Origin of the sequence: Bacillus cereus group sp. Bc031, assembly GCF_027716265.1 — a bacterium.
Lineage (GTDB): Bacteria > Bacillota > Bacilli > Bacillales > Bacillaceae_G > Bacillus_A > Bacillus_A paranthracis.
Genome location: NZ_JAQFUL010000072.1, coordinates 1 through 25,251, shown reverse-complemented (window position 1 = coordinate 25,251; position 25,251 = coordinate 1). Strand labels below are relative to the sequence as shown.

The window sequence follows — 25,251 nt, the reverse complement described above, 5'->3', positions numbered from 1 at the left end:
TCCAAGTATTAATTTACGGGTCTCTTATTAAGGGAATTTAAAGCTGAAATAACAGCTTAAATATAATATACGAGGAGGGATCGTTATGAAGAAGAAATTATCATCTATTGTAAGTGTTTTAGCACTTTCTATTATGTTTTTAGGTACATCTGCCCATGCTGAATACGATGGAACTAATATGAATAGAGTTAATAACACTGACATTTCAACTCGAGTGAATGACAATAACTTAGACAGAGTTAATAATGATGTAAGAACTCGAAATGTAAATACAACAAATGATTTAAATGATAATCGTGATAGAAATAATAATTGGGCTTGGCTCGGTTTATTAGGACTAGCATGATTATTAGGTCTTAGAAGAAGAGACAAAGAAGTACGTTAATTTAGAATGTTTTTAGTAAACAAGTACTTATTTATCAAAAATATAACAAATATAAATCGCCTTTTTAAAGGCGATTTATTATTTTACTTAAATGTAACATATGTAATTCATACTTCGACGATTAATTTCGTGGCGTTAATCCGTACAATATAAACTGAATCGTATTTTCAATTTCAGTTTCATCATCCCATTTTTCTTCAGGCAATAATAAAAACCGTGTTAATAATAAACCTAATACAGCTGATAAAGTAAGTCGTAAAACAGAAGATGGGGGCATTTCAATAATCTCCCCTTCTACTTGAAACTTTGCAATTAACTTTTTAAAATGGCAAAGCAACTCTGTTTCTACTAATTGTTGTATTTCATTTTTCAGTTCTGGCTGAAATGGCACTTCTTGAATTAATATTTTTATCATTGGAAAATGCTTTTTTGCAAATTCAAATCTATTATGAATAATAACTCTTAGAAGCCCTTCATACGATTCATACTCCGATTTAAATATTTCCTTTGCGAAGGCTTGTACGAAAAATGGTGCAGCAAACTTTGTTAATGTCGGCATGACGACTGCTAATAATAAATCTTTTTTCGTTTTATAGTAGCGGAAGATTGTTCCTTCCGCTACACCAGCACGCTTTGCAATTTCACTTGTTGAAGTTGAAGCGTATCCTTTTTCTCCAAACATATCAACAGCCGCCTCTAATATACGCATTTGACGTTCATTTCGTTTATCCGTGTTAGTTGCGGCAATCAATTCTTCCAGCCAATCTTTCTTCATCTATAATGCCCCTTTGTATCATCATTATATTTTTCGATGTTTCTTTAATGCAAATACATTCCCTATTGCAAATAATATTGAAAAAAGTAATAATACGGTAAGATCTAATGCAATCTCTGTAAATCCTTGATTTCGAATCATCACCTGTCTCATTGCGTTAGCGCCATATGTGAGTGGAAATAATTTCCCTAACATTTGAAGCCACTTATTCATCGATTCAATTGGAAACAAACCCGAAAAGAAAATTTGTGGCACAATGACAAGCGGTATAAACTGGATCATTTGAAATTCATTATTTGCGTATGCCGATAAAAACGTCCCTAAAGTTAATGCCGTTAAAGAAAGCATACATGTAATAAGTAGCGTTAGCCATATGGAGCCAGCTACATACAAGTCTAAAATGTAAACTGAAAAACTTACGATAATAATGGATTGTATAAATGCAAAGATCCCAAAACCAATAATATATCCTCCAACTATTTCCCATCTTTTAATTGGAGTTGATAATAACCTTTCTAAAGTACCACTTAAACGTTCTCTTACGAAAGATACCCCTGATAAAATGAATACAAAGAAAAAGGTAAAGAAACCGATTAATACAGGACCAAGTCCATCAAACATTGTAAAGTTTTTAGAGCCATGTAAATAATTCACTTCAGGTTTCATAATCGATATATCGTTCTTCTCTGTACTTTTTTGTAATATTTGAAGTACAGCACGATTTTTTGACGAATCGCTACCTTCTAATACAATATTCATTTTTCCATTTTCTAAACGAATGACTGCATCTACCTTTTGATTTTCCAGCTCAGACATTGCCTTTTCTGTATTATATTCATAAATTGACGCTTCTTGATTTTTCATCACTTTTACTAACTGAGCGGGCATATCAACAACAGCAATATGCGGTACATAGTCCTTTTGTGTAAACACTAGTGACAATAACCAAAGTAATAACATAGGTGCCCCAAACATCATCGCTAACGAACGTTTATCTCGAAAAAATTGGCGAATAATACGAATGATTACACCGGTAACTCTCATGATTCAGCCACCTCTTCCAACAAAAAGACATCTTCAATCCTTCCTGATGATACCCGCTTTTTCAATTCTTCAGTTGTACCAGTCGCAACTAGCTTTCCTTCTCTAATTAACCCTAGGCGTTCACAAAATTCAGCTTCGTCCATAATGTGTGTCGTTACAATTATCGTTGTGCCTTTCTTTTTCAAATCATAAAATTTTGCCCAGATTGTTTTTCTAAGAAGCGGATCTATCCCCACTGTTGGCTCATCTAAAATTAATATTTCTGGTTCATGAAGGAGTGCTATTGCTAATGATAAACGCTTCTTCATCCCGCCTGAAAAATGCTGCACTTGCTTTTTCATATGTTGTGATAATTGTACAAGGTCAAAAACTTCTTCAATTCTTTCTTTTTTATGCTTTCCCTTTAATCCGTACATCGTTGCCATAAAATCTGCATTTTCATATGCTGATAGTTCTTCGTATAATGCATCAGCTTGAGCCATATAACCAATTCTTTTCATTTCATTTAAATTAGGCATGTTCGTGTTGTAAACAAGCACTTCACCTTCCGTTGCTTCGTTAATACCTGCAATCAATTTAATAAGAGTCGTTTTCCCAGAACCTGAAGGCCCAACTAAACCAAATATCTCTGCTTTTTCAACTTGTAATGAAAGATTGTGTAAAACTTCTTTTTTCCCAAAACTTTTTGATACAGTCCGTAAAATAATGGCAGGCTGCTTCACGTATTCTTCCCCCTTCTCTAAAATGAGTGAGTACTCACTTTTATTTTACTCTTGCGTAATTATATGTCAAACTTCATTGATTAGTATGTATTTTCACTCGACGACATTAAACAATGAAACAGAGTCGACATTAGAATTTTATTTCCTAAAGTCGACTCTGTTTCATTTAAACTATAAATTTTACTTTACGTTTTTAAATTCATATACTTCCTAATTCTAGCAACATCTAAAGAATATTCGATAACTAATTGCTGTAACGGTAATATAACTGTGTCGGGATATAAATGTGCATATTGTAATGTTTCTGCATATTTTTCTAATCTTTTTTCTAAATACTTTATAATTTGATCAGGATGAGTTACTAATAAACATTTACAATAATAATGTATTTGTTCCTCAATCGCCGTATACTCTTCAATTTCGTATTCTTTATGCATGTGTACACCCCTTTAAGTTTTTTACATGAATTACTTATCACACTTTTCACTCGACAAATTTTAAGTTTTTTGATTATTTACACTATAACAAACACTGAGGGTCAAATTTTGTTACTTTATGTAACGTAGAAAATTTTTAACAAAATTGTAATGTTTACTCCTGCAAAATACAGAAAGCCCCTTTACTCATTTTTGTATAAAAAAAATCGTACAGCTTAATTTAGCTGCACGACTACAAGTTCTGGCCTATTCAAAATCCTTTGCGGAATGATACTATTACCTAATCCTCTACTTACTACCATAGACGTATTTTGATCTTCATATAAACCAGCTGTATATGTAGGGAATACCCCTTGATTCGGAGCAACTAACCCGCCAATAAATGGCAATCTAACTTGCCCTCCATGAGCATGACCCGATAATACTAAATCTAGTTGCTCATCAGCGTATTCTGTCAAAAATTCAGGCCTATGGGATAATAATACATCAAATGTATTTGGAGGCATTTCAAATTTCGCTTTTAAAATTGCATCTTTTACAATATTTCCTTCATCACGGTTTCCAGTTACAAACTCCGGATCATCAATACCTAGCAAGTTTATTTCTTGCTCACCCTTTCGAATGCCTACATGTTCATTCCTTAAAACATTGACATCATATTTCTTCAACTCTTTTTCTAAACGGTTATACTTTCCAGACCATTGTTCATGGTTTCCTGTCACAAAATATACAGGATACTTCTTTACAATTTCTCGTATTAATTGCATACTAACTTCTGCATCGTATGATTTACTGTCAATTAAATCACCCGTAATCGCAATAATATCTGGGTCTATGCTTTCAATTTTTTGAATTAATACACCTTGCTTATTGCCAAATTGTTTATTGTGTAAGTCTGAAATTTGTAGAATTTTATACCCTTTAAAAGAGGAGGGTATTTTACTAGAGGTTATTTTAACCTCAGTTATACCTATTAAATTGTTCTGTAAATATAAAAAAGTAATAAAAGCTACTAATATGCCAATAAACAATATGATTCTATTAATATTTCTCTTCATATTCTCTCCTTTTATTTTTATAAAACACTTATTTTATGTTAACAGAATTATATGATACATTTTTGATTTTTATTGAATATAGTACAGTACATGAAATTTCACATCGGATACGTCATATATATTTATTTTACCTTTATCCTCTTAATAATAAAAACACAAAAACGATTCTTTTCATACGAAAAAGAATCGTTTTCTAATTTTATACATCCAATAACATATGGTAAAGAACTGAAATAACTAAGAGATTATTATTTAATAGCATCGATTACAACTTCAGCCGCCTCTTTAATTAGTTGATTATCATAGGTAGCCTCTTTCTCATCTTTACTAGATAAAATTGCGATGATAATAGGTGATCTATTTGGTGGCCAAACGATAGCAATATCATTTCTTGTCCCGTAACTTCCAGCTCCTGATTTATCTGCAACTACCCAATCAGTTGGCACGCCTGCCCGAATAAGTTTGTCTCCTGTAGCATTCCCTTTCATCCAATCTGTAAGAATGTTACGCTTTTGATGCGGAAGCGCATTTCCGACCGTAAAATCTTTAAGATTCCTAGCAATTGCTTTTGCTGTACTAGTATCACGAATGTCTCCTGGAATAGCCTCGTTTAACTCTGTTTCAAAGCGATCAGACATAGTAACCCGATCCCCCATCTTTCTAAGCGCTTTTTCATATCCTTTCGGTCCGCCTATTTTATGAAATAAAATGTTCCCTGCAGTATTATCACTATAACGAACAGCAGCCTCCGCAATTTCTCCTAGTGTCATTCCAGTATCTACATGTTTCTCTGTAACAGGTGAATAATCCACTAAGTCTTCTTTCGTATAAGTAATAACTTCATCTAATTTCTTAGTAGAGTTCTGTTGCAGTAATACCCCTGCCGCTAAAGCCTTGTAAGTTGATGCAAAGGCAAACCTTTCGTTAGGTCGATAAGCGATTGTTTGATTTGTACCAGTATCAATTGCATATACACCTAATCGAGCATCATATTTTTTCTCAAGTTGAGAGAACTCTTTATGCGTCGCCTGGTTTTTATGTTTTATTTTCCCTTTCTTTTCTTTCGCTTCAACTTGCAATGGTCCTCCTGTAAAAGCTTCTAGGCTTGTAATACTTAAACCTAATATACCAACGCATATTCCTATTTTTAGCAGCCTCTTGTTTTTCAAAATCATCATTCCTTTCAAATTCTTAACACTTTTTTTACTTACATATAATAGACAATCACCAAAATACATTTGTTCCATAATCTAAAAAATTTTATAACTAATATCGGTGTTATTAACAAAATAAAGAGTAGCAACTATGATCGACGCTACCCCTTATTTCACACCTCATCTTTTTACTTATAAATGCTTTATATAAAATAGGGTCTCTTCCCCTGAGAAAAGTAATCAAATTTCACTAATTTTGATTAGGACTATCTGTACTAGCACCCTCACCATGTATACGTTGCTGTTTTAAATCAAAATATGCATCTAAAACTTCCTTTCCAATTATAGAATTAATTCCACTTTTATCATTATGAAGCCACGGAACTACTACTGAGAATGCTACTTCTGGATTATCATATGGAGCATATCCAACTAACGTTAAGTTGTAACATTCCATACGTTCTCCTTTTGCATTTCTACCTATTGGATCATCTCCACCATACACAGTTTGGGCTGTCCCTGTCTTTCCTGCTGGTTTATATGGAGCATTTTTGAAATGCTTTACGCCAGTTCCATCCCCTTCTTGGAATCCCCATCTAAACCCTTCTTTTATTTGATCAATATATTCTGTCTTCATATCAATCCGATTTAATACGACAGGCTCTATAGAGCGTATAACTTTACCAACCTCGTCTTTTATTGATTGTTCTCGTATTTCTTGTACAATTTGAGGTTGCATTCTATATCCACCATTAGCAATCGTTGAAATATATTGTGCCAATTGCAACGGCGTATACGTATCATACTGACCGATGGAAAAGTCTAGTAAAAACCCAGGTTGACTATCTACTTTTCTAGTTTGTCCAATTATTTCATTCGGTAAATCGATACCTGTTGGGACGCCTAAACCAAATTGCTTGAAATAATAGCGCATCGTATCAAATGCTCCTTGTTTAATATCCAATGAGCCATTTGGTACGTAATTAACTCCCGCAATTTTTAAAGCTGTCTGGAACATGTATACATTCGAAGATACTTGTAAAGCTCGTAAATCATTAATATTACCAAATCCAGATACATTCCACGATTTCTTAGCTTGTGTACCTTTAAATTTCATCGGTGCATCATAAAATTGATCTCCTGGATGTATTGCTCCTGTCTCATATCCAGTTAATAAAGTAGCACCTTTTACAGCAGAACCTAGCTCATACGAAGTTGTCATATTGCCTAATGCCAAATCCTCAATCTCTGTTTCCCCTTCTTTTTCTACAATCTTTTTGCCTGCCATAGATAAAATCTGTCCGTTATTTGGATTCGTCATGACGACAAAAGCTCGATCGAGTAGCGGCTCAGAACTCTTAAAAGCTCTCAAGTTTTTCTCTATACTTTCTTCCACTTTCTTTTGTAATTCCATATCAATCGTTAATGTTAAACTTTTACCACTTTTTCCTTTAGCGATTACTTCTGTATTTATAATGTTTCCTGATTTATCAGTTATGTTTTTCACTTCTTCTTTTGTACCATGTAATACATCTTCATATCGTTGTTCAATATAACTTTTTCCGACACGATCATTACGGTTATATCCACGTACCAAATAAGAATCTAAGTTTTCTTTCGGCAGACCTTCTTCACTACTCGTAATATTACCTAATACGGAACGAAACAAATTACCATTTACATAATTACGTTCCCAATCAACCGTTGCATCTACTCCTGGAAAATCCGCAAGATTTTCACTTATCCGCGCATACTCCTCATCTGTTACATCTTTTTTAATAATTTGTGGTGTTAGTTGATAACCTGAACTCATGTTACTTTTAATAGCTAACACCTTTAAATCTTGTTCTGTTAACTCACCCAATTCTACTTCTGTAACGCGACTTCGTCTTAAATCTTCTATTTTTTTATCTAACTCTTTTCCCTCTATTCCCTCTTCTTTAAACTTTTCTATATCTTTTTTAGCAATCTTTGTATCCGCACGTTTCGTATTCAACTGCATCCAAAAATCTTTTTTATCGATATCAGTTAATTTATTAATATCTTGTTCAGACATTTCAAGTACTTTCGCCAAGTCTTTTGCTGTTTTTAAAATATCGTCACTCGTAATCCCCTTCACCCTAGTATACGTAATTGTACGAAGAGACTTATTATTAACGACCGTTTTCCCTTCTCGATCTAAAATCTGTCCACGCGGATCTGGAATGCTAGTTGTTGCATTTTGACTGTTTTCCACTTGATTCTTATAAGCCTCTCCCTCAACGATTTGTACTTTTCCTAGCTGCATAATAATAGCTGAGAATAGTAAAAATATGCAAAGGAACATGATATTTAATCGAATAGATATATATGTCTTCTGCTTCTTTCCTTTTTGTTCTTTCATAAATCCTCCATATAATTCTTCTGGAACTTCTCACTAATACTTAAACGTTCCCTATATATTACAAACCATTATTCGGTTATAAATAATGTCTTATCTTTTTTTCTAAATCCTTGTAAGTATCAATTTCTTTTGGTATAGCCGCGTAATTGATAAATCTCCCTTCCTTTTTTTTCTCTAGTTTTTTGTCGCTTGCAATGTGACTCATAATATATTTACACATAGGCTGGCTAGTAACTTTTCATACTGATTATTCCTTTCTTCATGCTGTAGTACTTAATAGACAATCTAAATAATAAAGTTGTTCCACATTTACAAAAAAAATAATTAACTATAAGATGAAGTAGGCTACAAAAGGGAGGATTTTATGTTACATACAAAAATAAAAAAATGGTGATTTTTTGCGGTTCTTTCTATTGTAGGTTTGATTTTACTAATTTTATTTAAAATCAACTTCATTTCAGTTACTATCGCAACTTCTTCAGCCGAAAGAGGAAAAATCTTTGATCAAAATGGTGTAATACTAGCTACAAATAAGAAAGTTAAGTCTCTATATTGTACTTCTAATGATGAAAAGTTATCGAAACAAGATACATCAAATACATTAGCTTTTTTCGATCAATTTTCAAGTAAGTTTCAACATGATATTTCTTCAGAGAGCATAAAATCTCAATTACAACAATCTTGTAAAAAACAGACTATGCATGGTATACCGTTATACTCTGATATAGCTGAGAATGAACTTGCATTCATAAACAAAAACAAACCGAATAATGTAATAATTAAAGATGAATGGATTCGATATTATCCTAAACATGAAATTGGTTCACAGGTAATTGGGTATGTAGAAAATAACCTTAATTCAAAGCATATGCCAGTTGGAAAAAGTGGGATTGAGTTGCAATATGAAGATGATTTAAAAGGAAAACCGGGTAAAACTCTTATTTTTAAAATGAATAACAAAGAGTTCTTATGGAACATTCAAAAAGTACAAAAAGGTAAGGATATCAGGCTAGCTTTAAATTCTAAATTGCAACAAAAATCAGAGGAAGCATTACGATCGCAAATTAAGAAATTACCTGATGCTAAAGCTGGTTATGCTGTAGTGAGTGATGCAAAAACTGGCGCAATTTTAACTATGGCCAACTCAGCAGTTTTTGATCCAAATATATTACATACTCATGTATCAACTAAAATAGATAACTTAAAATCACTTTCGCAAAATAAAGCAATTCAAAAATTAAAGTATGGTGAATCTTATGTAAATATGGCCTCTACTATAAAGCCACTTACTATTTTAATTGGATTAAACGAAAAACTTTTTCAACCTGAAGATACGTATTTAGATAACGGTACTTTTGAGTATGATAATCAAAATAACATTACAAATGCACCCGGAACACCAACAGGTGAGATTACACCGAGGCAGGCTATCATTAATTCATCTAACACATTTATGACAGCAAAAGTAGCTCTTCCATTATTTAACCAACATAATGGCAATATAGAAAAAGTGGCACATATATGGACAGATTATTTAATACAATTCGGCCTACGTTCTAAAACCGGGATTGATTTACCCTTTGAAGAAGACGGTCAGTATGAATTCCATCCTTCTAATAAGTTTGAAAATGGAATCTCCGCTTTATTAAATGCCTCATGGGGCGGAAAAGAAGTGCATACTCCTCTTCAACTCGCTCAATATGCAGCAACTTTAGCAAGTAAAGGTGATAAATATAAACCACAAATGGCAAGTGCTATTATTGGTCAAGATGGTAAAGAAACAAAAAAGTTTAAACCAATTTTAGAAAGTTCAAATCGTTACCCAATGAACTTTTGGAGTGTCGTACAAGGTGGAATGAGTCAAAATATAGAGGAGATTAAAAAGTTGCCCTTTGACGTCGCTGGTAAAACAGGTATTACAGGTTTTCCGAATGAGCAAGCAAGAATGATAAATCATTCTCTATTCATTGCATATGCTCCTACCGAAGATCCACAGATTGCAGTTTCTGTCGTTATTCCTGGAAGTAATTCAGAAAAAAACATTGCTGCTCTCGTTACATCAGAAATTTTAGAGTCCTGGAATACTCTTCAAAAAGAGAATAAAAACAAAAAGGAAGGTTCATTAAAGTGAACCTTCCTTTTTTACCAAATAGAATCTATATTTATTATTTTCCATTCACCTTCATTATTCTTTTCAAACATAAATGAGTATTTAATGTCAGTTAAAACATACTCTTTTTGTACATATCCAGTATTACCGTTAATTGTCGATATTTTTATATATTCATCCTTCTGCGCTTTTTCTGGAATCCAAGCTTTTACCATTTCATTAGATACTTCATATAAAACTTGTGATTCTCGCTTTGGTTCAGCTAAAATTTTCGTTTTATTTCCAGTAACAGTTGCATATATAAAATGAGGTTGCTTTGGTTGGTTACTTTCTGTCAATCCACTTGGTACTTTATATACATATTTTGTATCATTTGAAAATTCTCCCCCCATTGTAAGTGCGACTTGCAACTCATGAAAAATATCTTCATCAAACTTCAATTCATCCTTCTTATAACTCTTCCCTTTAAATTGAACTTCATCTTTTAACGCTTTATACAATTCATTTTTATTTTTTACATTTGTACTTTGATATAACTCATTCATGAATTGTTTTAATGTTGGATCTTGAGCAGACTCATCTTTTGTTTTAGGCTTAATTTGTGTACTACTTTGTACCGGTGATTTATTATTATCAAGCCAAGGTTGTTGAACAATAAAAAATAAAAATGTACAAGCTAAAACCACAACAATTGGCAATGCTTTTTTACGAAATCTTCTTGTTTGTTTTAGAGAGCCTCCCTCATTACTTTCATATATAGATTGCTTTATTTTATAAATATATTCTTCTTCGTTTTTACGGTGTTCCCTTGGGCCTTTTTTTAATTTTCTATACCAGTCAGGATTTTGTTTATTGTTCATCACTACTACCCCCCCTATTAATTTTGAAACCTTACTTCTTGCTCTACTTAATCTAGATTTTACAGTTCCAATGGATACTCCTAACGTTTCAGCCATTTCTTCATAAGATAATTCATATTTTGCATCCAATATGATTATTTCACGGTGCTTTTTAGGTAGCTTTAATACAACTTTCCACACATCATTCATTTCTTCTTGCTTAAAAAATTCTTGTTCTGCCGACTGGGATTGCTTATCGTCACTAAAAAAACCTATTAAAGATATTCTTTTAAAATAAGATGATTTCAAATAGTTTATTGCCGTATTTCTTGTGATTTTTAATATCCACGTTTTAATAGATGACTCCTTTCGAAATGAATTCCAATTTTTAAATACCTTTATAAATACATCTTGCGTAATATCATCTGATAAGTGTGGATCTTTCGTAATAATAAATGAATAATTCCATACATCTTGCCAATAGTCTTTTATAACATCGTCCAGCTCATCATGATTACACTTTTCAATAAACGTCTGTTCCATTTCCGCACCTCAAACTTATTTGAATAAATGTAAAACTACCCTCACTTTTATTATGGTTTCAATATATAGACAAGATACAAGTTTCATTTGTTCCATTGATTATTTTTTTCAATAGTAGAAATCTTAAATAATCACCAATATATTCTCTTAAATGACAAGTTCCATAATATCACATTTAAAACGATAGAATTTGATTTAAACAATGAATATAATGAATATAATGAGGCATTAACTCCCTAGAACTACAACAAAATAGAAAAAGCATTCTCAATTAGGAAGAATGCTTTTTCGAAACTTAATTCTTCATTTTTTTCTCAATTTATACATTTGAGTTAAGCAAACAATGAATGTAGTAAAAGAATTTACTTTATAATTAAGTATTATTTCTGAAAAACATGTTTTACTTTTTCACCTGGAACGTTACTTCCTCCTCTTCCTTTTACATCTTCAATCATCATGGTAACAATCATGTCTGGCGCATTTGCATCGAAAGCTGCGAACCATCCAAGTTCTTTTCCGTCTGCTTCTTTCGACTCTTTCAGTTCTGCTGTACCTGTTTTACCAGCAAGCGTTACACCATCAACCTTTGCAATTCTCCCTGCGCCATCAGGTTCATTAATGACTTTGATTAATGCACTCTTTAATATCTCTTGATTCTTTTTAGAAATCACATTTTCTTTCCAATTCCCCGCTACTTTTTCTTCTTTTAAAAGATGGGGTGACGGAATATTCCCTTCATTCACAATCGGTGCATATGTTAATGCTAAATGAAGTGGTGTCATTAATACTTGTCCTTGTCCGTATCCCGTGTCTGCTAGTTGAATATCATTTTTTATCCCATCCCTTGCAATAATTGAAATAGGAAATTCATATTCAATTGGTAACTTTTCATGAAAACCATATTTCTTCAGTTCATTTACATACTGAGTTTTTCCTATTTTCAAAGCTTGTTGAGCAAAATAAATATTATCAGAGTACTTCATTGCCTTGTCAAAATCAATTGGATTTGTATCCTTCACACGTGTTACATAATAATTTCCCCAAGATGAATCTTTTGTCCACTTTAACCCTTGAATTTTAAATTCTTCCTTAGGATTTATTGCGTTTGTTTCCAAACCAATTGCACCTGTAATCGTTTTAAATACGGAACCTGATACAAATGCTTGTGTGAAGCGATTCATCATTGGTAGTTTCGCGTCGTTAGTCCACGCTTCTCTTTGGGCTTTTGAGGTTCCTCTAACTATTATATTTGGATTATAAGCAGGGCTACTTACAAGTGCGATTGTTTCACCCGTTTTAGGATTGATCGCTGCACTAGATCCTGCTTCATTTCTCATCTCATTAAAGATTTTTTCTTGAATTGCAGCATCAATTGTTAACGTAACATTTTCCCCTGTCTTCGCTTCTTTTTTTTGCTACGTTTTTCATCTCTTTCCCATTCTCATCTTCTATAAATACGCGTCCACCCTTTTCACCACGTAATTTATTCTCCAGTACTTTTTCTAGACCTGTCTTACCTATGAAATCATCAGCTTGATAACCTCTTTTTTGAAGCGATTTTAACTCCTCTGCATTCACCTTTCCTATATATCCTGTTAAGTGTGCCGCTGCTTCTCCTAATGGATACGTCCGAATATTGACTGGGCGAGATGAAACTCCTTCTAATTGAATATAATCATTCTGTCTAGTTCCTTCTTTTAAAATGCCTATTGGTACAAAGGAATTTGGTTTTATCCATTTCGCTGTAAGCTTCTGATCGACCTCTTCTATAGACATGTCCAGTAACTGTGCTACTATTTCTTTTGTTTGCGCCGCCGTTTCGCCTAGTTTCTCTGGAATAATTCCAACCTCAGTCGCTTTACCATTCGTTGCTAGACCTTTCCCATTTCGATCGTATATTTCCCCGCATTTTCCTTGTTCTGTTTGCATACGTACTTTGTAATCTTTTTTCATACCTGGAAAAATGAAATCTGGTGTCCAATCTATTTTCCAAGATTCCTTTTCTTTCACGAGTTTTGCTTCATGGATAAATGAAGCTGGTCCTCCATCCGTATCCATCTTAACTTCAAAAAGAAAAATTTCTTTATCTTTAGCATTCTCTCCTTTCGTTTTAACTTTTAAATTCTTAACGCCAATACCTTCATAAATTTTTTGGTATTTCTCTGTGAATTCCTTTTTAGAAATTGTTTTTTGAGCATGTTCTGATAAATCATCATACATATTTGCAAATTTTCTATCATTCCATAAATTTATATATTCTTCAAATGCTTGTTTTGGCGATTCGTTTTTATTACATCCTACTAAAATAACTGCAAAACAAATAAAAAGCAGCATCCATAATTTTTTCAATTCAATCTTCTCCCTTAGTTAAAAATGTTTTTTTCTTTCTTTATATATAAAATGAAAAATGTTTTAACGCTTAATTGACAATGTAAGTAATGAAATTGTTCCACATCTACACTAAAAATTTAATTTATGGTTAAGTTGGATTAGAAGAGAGAAGTTTTTAAGCTCATACAAGCAGTAGAAGCGGATATAATTAATGAACTTTATTATGAGTATTGTTTTAACAATTTCATTTAAAATATCTCTTAGTTCGGGTTCTCCAATTCTACCTTTTTTGTATATATTTGATAAAAAAAAGAACCCTTATACTAAGGGTTCTGCAACAGAAAATATCAAAAATATAAATAATAAAAAGAATTACTTAAAGTATAATTTATAGGCACCCTATATACTTCTTTTCGTTTCAAAAAACCCCTGCGCTGTTTGCGACAAGGGTTTAGCTCATTCTAAAACTTATTTAGAAGAGTCATGTACAGGCAAACTATTAAAAATCAATTCAGCAACTTTTACATACCCTTTTGAATTTGGATGAATGAAATCTGTAGACCAAAGCGTATTGTCATTAACTAACGGATGACTCCAAAAGTCAACATGATGAAGCTTATACTCTCTACTCAGTGAACGTATAACATCATTTGCCTCTAATAATTGTTCTTTTATTACTCGTTTTTTTTCAGAAGCAAGAGGAAGCCTTACTGTAAAATCTGGAAGATTTGCTATCATAATATCGGCACCTGTTTTACTTAATTTATCTATCATAAATTCCATATCGTTCTTATATGTTTGAAGATTCCAACGTCCTTTTAATACATCGTTTGCACCCACAATTAGACTAACCAAATCTGGTTTAAAAGCTAATGCTTTTTCCAATTGCTGTGAGCGAATTTCTTTCGTTACTAACCCGCGCTTTGCAAAATTGGCATATTCTATATCGTTTACACACAGTTGAACAAAATGATCTACCCAGCTTTTTAATGCGATTCCCTCAACTTCATCCCCTATCCCCTCTGTAAAACTATCACCAATCGCTACAAATCGCTGCCACATATGTATTCCCCCTTTATTATGAACCATATCTATACTATACAATAGCTCACAACGTATTTGTTATTTCTAAATGGTTTTCGATTTCAATTAAATTCCATAGGAGATTTTTAAAATAGAAAAGGATAAATAGATAAAAATATTTCACATGAACAAAACATGAAAACCTACTTACTATACTCATACCAAATATAAAGTGAAACTTTAATCACTCGAGGTTGCATTCCTTCCCAACTGATTATTAGCCCTTACCTATCAGGATATCCATTACTGTGGGATAAACTTTTCATAATCAAAACTATTAATTTTTTACTACAAAAAACTAAATCCTATATCGGACGTAGTTTTCCTAACAGATCTATCTAGGTTTTACTTCTTTGTTATAAAAATCATATAATAATTTAATAGATGAACTAGATAATATAGACATTGCCTTCTCAACTAATTCTCTATCCCAATCAAACCAACGCATTTCCATTAGCATATTTATTTCAGCATCAGTGAATCGTTTCTTTATTTCCTTAGCAGGATTTCCACCGACTATTGTATATGGCGGAACATTTTTACTTACAACAGATCCTGCTGCAACGATTGCACCTTCACCGATTGTAACGCCAGGCATAATAATAGCATTCATTCCAATCCAGGCATCACTTTTTATAATTGTATCGCCCTTCGGTTCATATGAATGTTCAATTTTCTCAACGAATGGATATACTGTAATCCATTCTGAGTGATGATTGTGATTACCACCCATTAAAATGACTACTCCGCTGGCAATACAAACATAATTCCCAATAATGAGTTTATCAAGATGCCATCCCATCTGTTCAATTGGATTGAAAAGTGCTCGGGACTTAGCATCCCCCACAAATACCTTACACAGCCATCTTCAAAATTTTGATGACCATAATAACCTGAATAATAGGAGTACTCTCCTACTTCAATGAGTGGATTTGTTACTATATCTTTTATATACTTTGTTTCCGACCAATGATTAAATAATGGATGCTTCATAACTTTATTCCTCGCTTCTAAGTAGTGTAGATTTCTGCAATTTACTTAGAAGCTTACTACAACTGCTACATTTTTTAGCTTTCTCAAACGACGAATCATTATATTCAAGCCTTTCTTTTATAATAAAAAAATCATAACGTTATAAATTACATAAGTCAAATTGTAAAATTATGTACTAAACCTTAAAGTTTGAATTGAAATTTCAACATTAAAACAATCGAGCTTTTAAATAAAAAACCCCAATTATATACAATAAAGATATTTTAGCTATACAACTAACTTATTTCTTATATTAGCCTTAACTCCCTCGATATAGTTTTATTATTTATCAATTTGTCTGATAAATCAATAAATGTTAATATAATTATAGAAGATACTATCATCCATTAGATTTCACAGCTAGTTTTTCATAAAAACGATTTCTGAATCCTTAAGTAAATAGGAGGTTTAGAGGATGAAACTTTTAAGGCAAGCAACAATTATTGGTGCATTGACTGTTGGAGGATTTTTATTTTCGAATACAATTGGTACACTCCCACCTGCGTCTGCTGAATCGCAACCTACACAAAAAGAATCACGATTTTTAGATACTTGGCGGTGGCAAAACTATTTTTTATTACATCATAATGCAGACTTTATAGAAGAGTTAGCAGTTGGTGACTTAAAGCATGGAGATACATTCGATGTTACTATATATACTGGTGGTAAGGATACCGGTATTGTAAAAATATATCAATTGAGTGGAAATGAAAATGATGAAATAAACTTGCATAGATATAAAACCATTTATGACTCGGGTTTAAAACATAATTATGGTAGATTTGTAACGCCTATTACTAAGGCTTATAATCCGGGAACATATGTAGCCGTTATGAAACTTGGAGAAAATTATTATTATGGAGGCAGCTTTAAAATCTCAAAATAATTTACGTTCATCTCACCAGCAACTAAATATTGGATACTATTTTCTTAAACAAAAACCATTTTAAAATCTCCTCTACCTTATATAAGATAGAGGAGATTTTGGTTGTTTGTCCTTTTTAAAATTAGAAAAAATCCTTACTTTCTTTATAAATTATCATTTTTACTCAATAACTGTTTCCACTTCTTTAAGTTCTACCATTCAATATGCAATATTACATATTCCACATGTTCAATTTATAAATATGCGATAATTATTTTATATAAATATCGAAGGGATAATGCTATATGTCTTCCTTCTCTTGGTCTCCTCTTATTTTCTTAGCAGTTGTTGCAATTATCATTTCTATTAAAAGGAATAAGAAACAATAATTTATTATTTGGAGGTGTAATAATGTCATTTGCAGCATGGAGTGCAATTTTCACGACTTTAATCGGAGCGATATCCGGAGCAATCTTTGGTACAATCTCTTTTAGAAATAAAATCAAAAATTAAATACTTACATAAAAACGAATTTCTAATAAAACTCTATACAAAAAATAGCCTATAAAATTTTATAGGCTATTTTTCATTTCATCATTATTACTTAGCTAATTCTTTCGTACCCTTCATTACATCAACGAAGAATCCCCAGTTATTCACAACAGAAGAAATACTAATATGTTCATCTGGAGTATGGACGTTGAATATATCTGGACCGAATGAAATCGCATCTAATTCAGGCATCTTTTGAACGAATACACTACATTCAATCCCAGCGTGTACAGCGAAGATTTCAACATCTTTATTGTATTTTTCTTGATGTACTTTTTCAAATAAATTACGAATTTTTGAATTCGGATTGTATGGCCATTCTGGATACTCTGACTCTATTTCAAATGTTGCGCCAACTAATTCGGCAATAAATTTAATCTCATCTGTAATATGTTGTTTTAAACTACTTACAGAACTTCTCACTTCGTTACGTAATTTAATTTCATCTTGCAACGTTTCAATAACACCTAAATTTGTTGAGCTTTCTACTAGACCTTTAATATCCATGCTCATACTTTGAATGCCGTTCGGAATTAAGAATAATGATGAAATAAGTTGCTTTTGTGTTTCTTTAGCAAATACTTTTTCTACTTTCTCATCTAATTTTGTAAGTGTAACATGAACATCTGGATCAACAGCACGCATTTCTTCTTGTAATACTCGTGTCCATGATTCTAGTTTTTCTTCTACTTTCTCTACATCTTCTGTACGTAATACGATTGTAGCTACACTTTCACGCGGAATTGCATTCGTTTTTAATCCACCGTGAACTTCACTTATATCAAATTTAATATTTACTGATAAATCATGTAATACTCTTGCTAATACTTTGTTCGCATTACCGCGTTGTTTATCAATTTCCATACCAGAATGTCCGCCTTTTAAACCACCGACATATAGACGGTATGTATCCATATTCGCTGGTGCTTCATCCCAAATTACTGGAATCGTTTCAACAGCTTTTGCACCACCTGCGCTACTTACAAGCAATTTATGATCTTCTTCAGAATCAATATTAATAAAAATCTTTCCTTCAAAATGATTTGAATCAACAGCGAAAGCTCCGCCCATTGTCGTTTCTTCTTCAGTGGTAATAACTACTTCTAGTGCTGGATGTGGAATGTCTTTTGAATCTAATAAAGCTAATGCATATGCAACTGCAATACCATTATCAGCTCCTAAAGTCGTTTGATTTGCATATAACATGTCCCCGATAATTCTTAATTCAATTGGATCTTTTTCAAAATCATGTACGGTTGCTTGGTTTTTTTCACAAACCATATCCATATGCCCTTGAATAATAATAGCTGGTACATTTTCATAACCAGCAGTCGCTTCTTTTTTAATAATGACATTTAATGCCTCATCTTGAATCACTTCTAAATTACGCTCTTTCGCAAAGCCAACTAAAAAATCACTAATTTCCTTTTCATTACCTGATCCTCTAGGAATCTTTGAAATTTCTGCAAAATGATAAAACACAGGGTGCTTTGTTAATTGTTCTAAAGTAGAATACATTTTTAAGCTCCTCTCAAAATAACAAAATAATATGTAAGTCTTTTATCATTATACCATGATTCATTATTTTCACTTTCTATTTCATACTTTAATATCTGCTTGTTAAACATTTAAATTGCATATAAAAAGAGAAAGAAAATGCACTATGCATTTTCTTTCTCTTTTTTTGCTCTCATATATTTTGAAGTACCATTATTCATTAATTTCTCTAACCGATTTATATTTTCCGTCAATGCACCTTTCACAAGAGAGAAATCTGTATTTGGTTCTTCTTTTTTCTCTTTAAAAAATGAAGACTTTTTTACACTAATTTCAGCCATCTCTTCTCCCCCTTTTCAAAAAAGATACAATCTTTTATTTATATTATATAGCAAATGTAGACAGCGTGCACACGTATCATTTTCTTTTTAATTCATCTTCTAAATCTTCTACTTGCTGTAATGTATCCCCTTTTATTAACGAGAAATCTGTTGTATCTTCATTATCTTCTTTAAAAAAATCATTGTCATTATTTTTTATCACTACAATCACCTCTACGTGCTAGTGTAGGAATGATTGTCCGATTTTATACAAGTTTGTCTAAATTCGCTTTACCTTTATGTATAAGTGAAAAGGACAGAAAAAATTTCTGTCCTTATTTACTAAAATAACTATGATGTATTGTTAAATTATATACATTTTCAAAATCTCGATCTTGCAGGTTATTTTTCTTCCCGTCAATAACAATGAAAACATCACTCACTATTTTTGCTGGTATAATTCCGACATTTTCTACTTGTACTGCTCTCTGCTCATTCAATTGCTCAATGTACTCTAACGGAATCATAGTACTAAATTGAGAACGGATACCACGAAAGTTTGTATTTAATTCCTTTGCCGCTTCAAATACAACAATTTTTGCTCCAATCTTTTCCCCATACGAATCTAAAAATGCGTTTAAGCTTTTTGTGTATTCTTCCTCCGTATGCCATTCCATCGTACCGAACACTGCTGGATTGACATTTTGAATGATTGTTGTGTATATTTCTCCCCTTGCTTTAGAAGCAATTAATGACCGTTTTATCGATTGAACCGTCTTGCCGATATCGCTAAATTTCGCTCCCCATATTTCTGAAATATTAGGTGTTAAAATAAATGCAATATCAACGAAAATAACCATTGCAGTGAATATTAAAAGATTTTTCCAGAGGGTTAAATCAATTCCTTTTATCATGAAATACACGGTGACTGATATTATAAACAACCCATACCAAGTCTTTCTAATACGTTGCTTCTTCTCCTCGTACAACTCTTCGTTTTTCCAATAAAAGAAAACAAGTACTAGAAAAACGATTGCTAAAATAAATAAGCCGATTCGAATGTTAGAGATCACCAATGACATCACCCTCCATTCAAAAACTACTCACGATATCATTACATGCACAAGCAACTCTCTTTATGACAAAAGACGTGGACAAGCTTCTAAATTTAGTTACATCGCATATACATTAGAAGGTACCACGTCTTTTATCTTGAATCTACATTGTATATGTAGACAAGCATGTGTTTCAAATTTTCATGTTAAAAAGAAATATGTTTCGGAATTTCCCCTTCAGGTACTTCTCCATCCATACTTAAGTAATAATGACGAATTGGACGTAAATCATCGTCTAATTCATACACGAGTGGTATGCTTGTTGGAATATTTAATGAAACGACACCATCGCTTGAAAGATTATCTAAATATTTTACTAGCGAGCGAATTGTGTTACCATGTGATGAAATGATTACTTTGTTACCATTCTTTAATTTCGGCGCAATTTCTGAATGCCAATAATCAAGTACTCTTTTCTCCGTATCCACTAAACATTCTGTCAATGGAAACTCACCTTTTTTCAGTGCTTTATATCTTGGATCATTCATTTCATACCTGGGATCATCCTCAGTAAGAGCAGGTGGTCTTACATCAATACTTCTTCTCCAAATATGAACTTGTTCCTCACCATATTTTTGCGCGGTTTCATCTTTATTCAACCCTTGCAATGCACCATAATGTCTTTCATTTAGCTTCCAACATTTATGTACTGGCACCCAGGCAAGATCCATCTCATGAAGTACAATCCATAACGTCCGAATTGCTCGTTTTAATACAGATGTATAAGCTACATCAAAAGTATATCCATTTTTCTTTAATATCGCTCCTGCTTCTCTCGCTTCACTTAATCCATTCTCTGATAAATCTACATCTGTCCATCCAGTAAAGCGATTTTCAAGATTCCATAAACTCTGTCCGTGACGAATAAGTACAAGTTTTATCATTATAATTCCCCTCTCGGAAATGTGAATTTTATTGTTCCATTGCGTACACGTATAAAGTATCTAGTAATGTATCTTTTTATCCATTCACTCTATGATAGCTCCATAGTTGCCAAATGTATGGATAAAATTTGTTCTTTTTCAAACTATAAAAACAGATATATTTCTTTTTATTTTTGATCGATTGCAACTTCCCTTTTCGATATCCAAGCATCAAAACCTGATCGGCTATGTGCCATTTCATTCATAACTTGATGCCAATTTTCTTCACACGATTCACCAAATTTTGAAAAAATAGCACTCATTTGTTGCCTTTGTACATCGCTCAGTTTTTTCTCTAAATCGGTACCTTTTTCTGTTAAAGATAACTGTTTCACACGGCGATCATGTGTAGCTTCATTACTCTCAATTAAGCCCTTTTCCACAAGTTGTCGTAATGGTCCGTGAAGAGCTTGTTTACTTATTTCTAGTAGTGATAATAACTCATTTACACTTATCCCTGGAAAGCGTGCGATAAAAAATAAAATTCGATGATGTACTCTTTGAATACCATACTCTTTTATAATTTCATCTGGCTTTTCAGTAAATGTTTTATATGCAAAGTAAAATAAGGCTAATGCTTCATTCATCTGTTCTTCTTTATGTTGTGTCATCTACTTTCCCCCTGTATGTAAATTATACCACATTCTCGTAATGAATTTTTAAATCCATACTCTAGAGCTACTTTCGTTTATTACAAGACAGCAAAACAATGAGGAGATGATTCACTTGAAAACGCAATATACTGTTAGTACTTATTTATTAGACCGACTAAGCGAACTAGGAATTGAACATATTTTTGGTGTCCCTGGTGATTATAATTTGGCTTTTTTAGATGATGTAATAGCACATGAAAATGTAGAGTGGATTGGCAATTGTAATGAATTAAATGCGGCATATGCTGCAGATGGATATGCTCGTATAAAAGGAATCGCTGCTCTTATTACCACTTTCGGTGTTGGAGAATTAAGCGCCATTAACGGTATTGCTGGATCATATGCAGAAAATGTACCTGTTATAAAAATTACGGGGACACCACCAACAACAGTAATGGAAAATGGAGCACTCGTTCATCATACGTTAGGTGATGGAAAGTTCGATCATTTTTCCAATATGTATAGAGAAATCACGGTGGCACAATCAAAATTAACACCTGAGCATGCCGCTGAAGAAATTGACCGTGTGTTACGTGCATGTTGGAGTGCGAAACGCCCTGTTCATATTCAATTACCGATTGATGTGTATAATAAACCAATTAATAAACCTACGGAACCGATTTTACATAAACCAGTTGTAAGTAATAAAGATGCGCTGGATAAAATGCTTCTACATGCCACTTCAAAAATAAACAGTGCCAAAAAACCAGTAATTTTAGCGGATTTTGAAGTAGATCGATTTCACGCTAAAGAATATTTATATCAATTCGTAGAAAAAACTGGGTTTCCCATCGCAACGTTAAGTATGGGAAAAGGAATATTCCCAGAAAAACACTCTCAATTTATAGGGATTTATACTGGTGATGTAAGTTCTCCATACTTGCGAAAAAGAATTGATGAATCTGATTGTATTATTAGTATTGGTGTGAAGTTAACTGATACTATTACAGGTGGTTTCACACAAGGTTTTACAAAAGAACAAGTTATAGAAATACATCCCTACACTGTGAAAATTACAGATAAAAAATACGGGCCAGTTGTAATGAAAGATGTTTTACAACAGTTAAGTGATGTAATTGAACATCGAAATGAAGAAACGCTTGATATTAAGCCATTTATTTCAGAATCAATATTAATTACTGAAAAGTTTAATCCAAAGCTACAAATGGTTACACAAAAACGCTTTTGGCAGCAAATGTACCATTTCTTACAAGAAAACGACGTCTTACTTGCAGAGCAAGGAACACCTTTCTTTGATAGTGCCGCTATCCCTTTACCAAACGACACTACATATGTAGCGCAACCATTATGGGGATCGATCGGCTATACGTTACCTGCTCTACTTGGTACACAGCTCGCTAATTTATCGCGGCGCAACATTTTAATTATTGGTGATGGTTCTTTTCAATTAACTGTCCAAGAATTATCAACTATACTACGTCAAAATTTAAACCCAATTATATTTTTAATTAACAACAATGGTTATACTGTTGAACGTGCAATTCATGGTCAAAACGAACCGTATAATGACATACAAATGTGGGAGTACACAAAACTAGCGAACGTATTCGGAACAGAAGAAAAAAGCCTAACATGTAAAGTGGAAAATGAAATAGAGTTACAAGAAGTCTTAACTAAAATAAGTAATGATAAGGATCAACTTACCTTTGTTGAAGTTGTAATGAGCCAAGGGGATCAGCCTGAACTGCTAGCTAAACTTGGGAAAAGATTCGGCCAACAAAATTCTTAATATAAAAAGCATAACCTAATTATATAAAAGGAAAAGGATGGAAAGTTCCACCCTTTTCCTTTTATATATACTATTTTAAGAACCTTCTTCGACTAACGTCTCGTGTGACAAGTCAAAATTCTTAATCAACCTTTAACTTTATAGCTTTTGTAGCAATAAATGTTTTAATATGCTTATCTAATATCCTTGTTCCACCAAAATCATCCTCATAAAAACCTGTTATAATAAAACCCGCTTCAATTTGGCCTTGGATTTGATCTTCCAGTGTATGCGCATATTCTATTGTTTGATTTGAATCGATGTAATCTTGAACTTCATCCTCTGGTAAATAATCCAATGTCGATGAAGGGATTGAATGTTTTACATCAAGAATACCTTTTTGTTCTTGATTATCATCAAAAATCCATAGTAACGGATTTGTAAATCCAGAAATGAGAATACCTTTATTCTTTAAAACCCTTGAAACTTCATTCCATACAAGATGTACATCTTTTACAAATAAATTAGAAACAGGATTTACAACAATATCAAAATATTCATCCTCAAAATCACTAAGGTCTGACATATCTCCTTGAACTGTTTTTAAAGTTAAACCATCTCGTTTTGCTACCTTTTCATCTTGTTCCAATTGCTTCTTGGATATATCAGTAACTGTTACATCCGCCCCAGCAGCAGCTAGAACAGGTGCTTGTTGCCCTCCACCTGACGCTAAGCAAAGTATCTTTAATCCATCTAATGATTTTGGAAACCAATCTCTAGGAACTGATTTTTCTGTGGTAACTGTGATTTCCCATTCACCTGATTTACTTCTTTCAATAACCTCGCTACTTACAGGTTGCGTATATCTAGAACCTTCTTCAACCTTTTTATCCCATGCATTACTGTTTTGTTGAGTTGTATCCATTATAACTATTCCCCCTAGCTATCTTGTTACATTTTAAGTGTAAGATCATTTACTATTTATGCTTTTTTCTATTAATCTAACCAATAATTAATACATATTTTTCTATATTTATATTAACAGATAAAAAGTAGTTAGAAAAATAAAATATTCAAAATAGAAAAATATAAATTTATTTAAACAAATAAAAAGGCATTCCAAACTTGTTGACGGTTGGAACACCTTTTTATTTGTTATTTAAATTTTCAACCTCTTAACTACACCCATTAAACAAATCAATTACAATTTATTCCGCAAGTGTTAACTGCCAAGACACACCATACTTATCATTTAACCAACCAAATTTTTTACTAAATGGATAAGAACCTAAAGGCATTAGTACCGATCCATCCTCCGCTAGCTTATGAAAGACAGTTTCAATTTCTTCTTCTGTTTCACAAGTTACATAAAGAGACATAGATGGTGTAAATGTAAAACCATGCTTTACATAACTATCAATGCACATGAATTCTTGGCCATTTAACGTAAACGTTGCATGAATGACAGAACCCTCTTTACCAGGTCCGTTTTCATCGTAACGAGAGATATTTACAATTTCTGATTGATCGAATAGCGACGTGTAAAAATTCATTGCTTCCTCAGCTTTTCCTTCAAACATTAAAAACGTAGTAATTTTTTGATTTGTGTTACTCATTTAGAGACAACCCCATGCCCATCAACTTAAGAATTTTCACTACCCCCAAGTGACAAAAAACGTTATTCTTTCTAAAAAGCTAGCT

General features: G+C 32.6%; 21 protein-coding genes and 3 pseudogenes. 4 read left to right on the top strand and 20 right to left on the bottom strand.

Annotation, left to right across the window (positions count from 1 at the left end):
* Positions 1-85 precede the first annotated feature (85 nt).
* Complete coding sequence (locus PDQ33_RS22135) at positions 86-346, top strand: WGxxGxxG family protein (protein WP_061130505.1); 261 nt, start codon at positions 86-88, stop codon at positions 344-346.
* Positions 347-506: 160 nt separating this feature from the next.
* Here PDQ33_RS22135 and PDQ33_RS22130 read toward each other — a convergent pair whose 3' ends face one another.
* From PDQ33_RS22130 to PDQ33_RS22100, 7 genes are all read right to left on the bottom strand, one after another.
* Positions 507-1,160 carry a TetR/AcrR family transcriptional regulator gene (locus PDQ33_RS22130; RefSeq protein ID WP_000711171.1) on the bottom strand — a complete coding sequence of 218 codons (654 nt, stop codon included), beginning with the start codon at positions 1,158-1,160 and terminating at the stop codon, positions 507-509.
* Positions 1,161-1,184: 24 nt separating this feature from the next.
* A complete protein-coding gene (locus tag PDQ33_RS22125; protein ID WP_061130506.1) occupies positions 1,185-2,204 on the bottom strand; it encodes an ABC transporter permease in 1,020 nt (339 codons plus the stop codon).
* Positions 2,201-2,926 (bottom strand): ABC transporter ATP-binding protein, encoded by a 726-nt coding sequence (locus PDQ33_RS22120; protein ID WP_000812700.1) that lies wholly within the window; start codon positions 2,924-2,926, stop codon positions 2,201-2,203. The genes PDQ33_RS22125 and PDQ33_RS22120 overlap by 4 nt, the downstream gene beginning before the upstream one ends.
* Positions 2,927-3,111: 185 nt before the next feature.
* Complete coding sequence (locus tag PDQ33_RS22115; RefSeq protein ID WP_000548624.1) at positions 3,112-3,363, bottom strand: hypothetical protein; 252 nt, start codon at positions 3,361-3,363, stop codon at positions 3,112-3,114.
* A 215-nt stretch (positions 3,364-3,578) separates the two neighbouring features.
* Positions 3,579-4,421, bottom strand: coding sequence for a metallophosphoesterase (locus tag PDQ33_RS22110; RefSeq protein WP_270756609.1), 843 nt, complete (start codon positions 4,419-4,421; stop codon positions 3,579-3,581).
* A 248-nt stretch (positions 4,422-4,669) separates the two neighbouring features.
* The gene (bla, locus tag PDQ33_RS22105) at positions 4,670-5,596 is read right to left on the bottom strand and encodes a class A beta-lactamase Bla1 (protein WP_061130519.1); all 927 of its coding nucleotides are present in this window, start codon (positions 5,594-5,596) and stop codon (positions 4,670-4,672) included.
* A 229-nt stretch (positions 5,597-5,825) separates the two neighbouring features.
* Positions 5,826-7,958 (bottom strand): peptidoglycan D,D-transpeptidase FtsI family protein, encoded by a 2,133-nt coding sequence (locus PDQ33_RS22100; RefSeq protein ID WP_270756607.1) that lies wholly within the window; start codon positions 7,956-7,958, stop codon positions 5,826-5,828.
* A 412-nt stretch (positions 7,959-8,370) separates the two neighbouring features.
* Here PDQ33_RS22100 and PDQ33_RS22095 point away from each other — a divergent pair, with 412 nt between their 5' ends.
* Positions 8,371-10,089, top strand: coding sequence for a peptidoglycan D,D-transpeptidase FtsI family protein (locus PDQ33_RS22095; RefSeq protein WP_270787883.1), 1,719 nt, complete (start codon positions 8,371-8,373; stop codon positions 10,087-10,089).
* Positions 10,090-10,100: 11 nt separating this feature from the next.
* Here PDQ33_RS22095 and PDQ33_RS22090 read toward each other — a convergent pair whose 3' ends face one another.
* The 5 genes and pseudogenes from PDQ33_RS22090 to PDQ33_RS22070 form a co-directional block, all read right to left on the bottom strand.
* The gene (locus tag PDQ33_RS22090) at positions 10,101-10,928 is read right to left on the bottom strand and encodes a hypothetical protein (RefSeq protein WP_061130509.1); all 828 of its coding nucleotides are present in this window, start codon (positions 10,926-10,928) and stop codon (positions 10,101-10,103) included.
* Positions 10,918-11,450: pseudogene (locus PDQ33_RS22085) on the bottom strand (RNA polymerase sigma factor). Before PDQ33_RS22085 ends, PDQ33_RS22090 begins: the two are co-directional and overlap by 11 nt.
* Before the next feature lie 380 nt (positions 11,451-11,830).
* A pseudogene (locus PDQ33_RS22080) lies at positions 11,831-13,799 on the bottom strand (penicillin-binding transpeptidase domain-containing protein).
* Positions 13,800-14,249: 450 nt separating this feature from the next.
* Positions 14,250-14,870 (bottom strand): SGNH/GDSL hydrolase family protein, encoded by a 621-nt coding sequence (locus PDQ33_RS22075; protein WP_139303590.1) that lies wholly within the window; start codon positions 14,868-14,870, stop codon positions 14,250-14,252.
* A gap of 328 nt (positions 14,871-15,198) precedes the next feature.
* Positions 15,199-15,857 (bottom strand): annotated as a pseudogene (locus tag PDQ33_RS22070) (CatB-related O-acetyltransferase).
* 454 nt (positions 15,858-16,311) lie between these two features.
* Here PDQ33_RS22070 and PDQ33_RS22065 point away from each other — a divergent pair.
* Positions 16,312-16,782 (top strand): DUF5065 family protein, encoded by a 471-nt coding sequence (locus PDQ33_RS22065; RefSeq protein ID WP_029438359.1) that lies wholly within the window; start codon positions 16,312-16,314, stop codon positions 16,780-16,782.
* 579 nt (positions 16,783-17,361) lie between these two features.
* Here the strand turns inward: PDQ33_RS22065 and pepD are convergent.
* The 6 genes from pepD to PDQ33_RS22035 form a co-directional block, all read right to left on the bottom strand.
* Positions 17,362-18,831 (bottom strand): beta-Ala-His dipeptidase, encoded by a 1,470-nt coding sequence (pepD, locus tag PDQ33_RS22060; protein WP_270756605.1) that lies wholly within the window; start codon positions 18,829-18,831, stop codon positions 17,362-17,364.
* Positions 18,832-18,974: 143 nt separating this feature from the next.
* Positions 18,975-19,151 carry a stage II sporulation protein SB gene (spoIISB, locus tag PDQ33_RS22055; RefSeq protein ID WP_000808045.1) on the bottom strand — a complete coding sequence of 59 codons (177 nt, stop codon included), beginning with the start codon at positions 19,149-19,151 and terminating at the stop codon, positions 18,975-18,977.
* A gap of 76 nt (positions 19,152-19,227) precedes the next feature.
* Positions 19,228-19,353, bottom strand: coding sequence for a hypothetical protein (locus PDQ33_RS22050; protein ID WP_000594606.1), 126 nt, complete (start codon positions 19,351-19,353; stop codon positions 19,228-19,230).
* 112 nt (positions 19,354-19,465) lie between these two features.
* Entirely contained in the window at positions 19,466-20,203 is a 738-nt protein-coding gene (locus PDQ33_RS22045) for a type II toxin-antitoxin system SpoIISA family toxin (RefSeq protein ID WP_270756610.1), read from the bottom strand.
* Between the two features lie 188 nt (positions 20,204-20,391).
* Positions 20,392-21,129: a 2,3-diphosphoglycerate-dependent phosphoglycerate mutase gene (gene gpmA, locus PDQ33_RS22040; protein ID WP_061130515.1), complete on the bottom strand. Its 738-nt coding sequence runs from the start codon at positions 21,127-21,129 to the stop codon at positions 20,392-20,394.
* A 167-nt stretch (positions 21,130-21,296) separates the two neighbouring features.
* On the bottom strand, positions 21,297-21,779 hold the full coding sequence (locus PDQ33_RS22035; RefSeq protein ID WP_061130516.1) for a MarR family winged helix-turn-helix transcriptional regulator: 483 nt from the start codon (positions 21,777-21,779) through the stop codon (positions 21,297-21,299).
* Between the two features lie 106 nt (positions 21,780-21,885).
* Between PDQ33_RS22035 and PDQ33_RS22030 the strand changes: the two genes are divergently transcribed.
* Positions 21,886-23,571 (top strand): alpha-keto acid decarboxylase family protein, encoded by a 1,686-nt coding sequence (locus PDQ33_RS22030; protein WP_270756603.1) that lies wholly within the window; start codon positions 21,886-21,888, stop codon positions 23,569-23,571.
* A 121-nt stretch (positions 23,572-23,692) separates the two neighbouring features.
* Here PDQ33_RS22030 and PDQ33_RS22025 read toward each other — a convergent pair whose 3' ends face one another.
* Both PDQ33_RS22025 and PDQ33_RS22020 read right to left on the bottom strand, forming a co-directional pair.
* On the bottom strand, positions 23,693-24,475 hold the full coding sequence (locus PDQ33_RS22025; RefSeq protein WP_000381793.1) for a class I SAM-dependent methyltransferase: 783 nt from the start codon (positions 24,473-24,475) through the stop codon (positions 23,693-23,695).
* 283 nt (positions 24,476-24,758) lie between these two features.
* Positions 24,759-25,166, bottom strand: coding sequence for a VOC family protein (locus PDQ33_RS22020; protein ID WP_000072475.1), 408 nt, complete (start codon positions 25,164-25,166; stop codon positions 24,759-24,761).
* Positions 25,167-25,251: the final 85 nt, after the last annotated feature.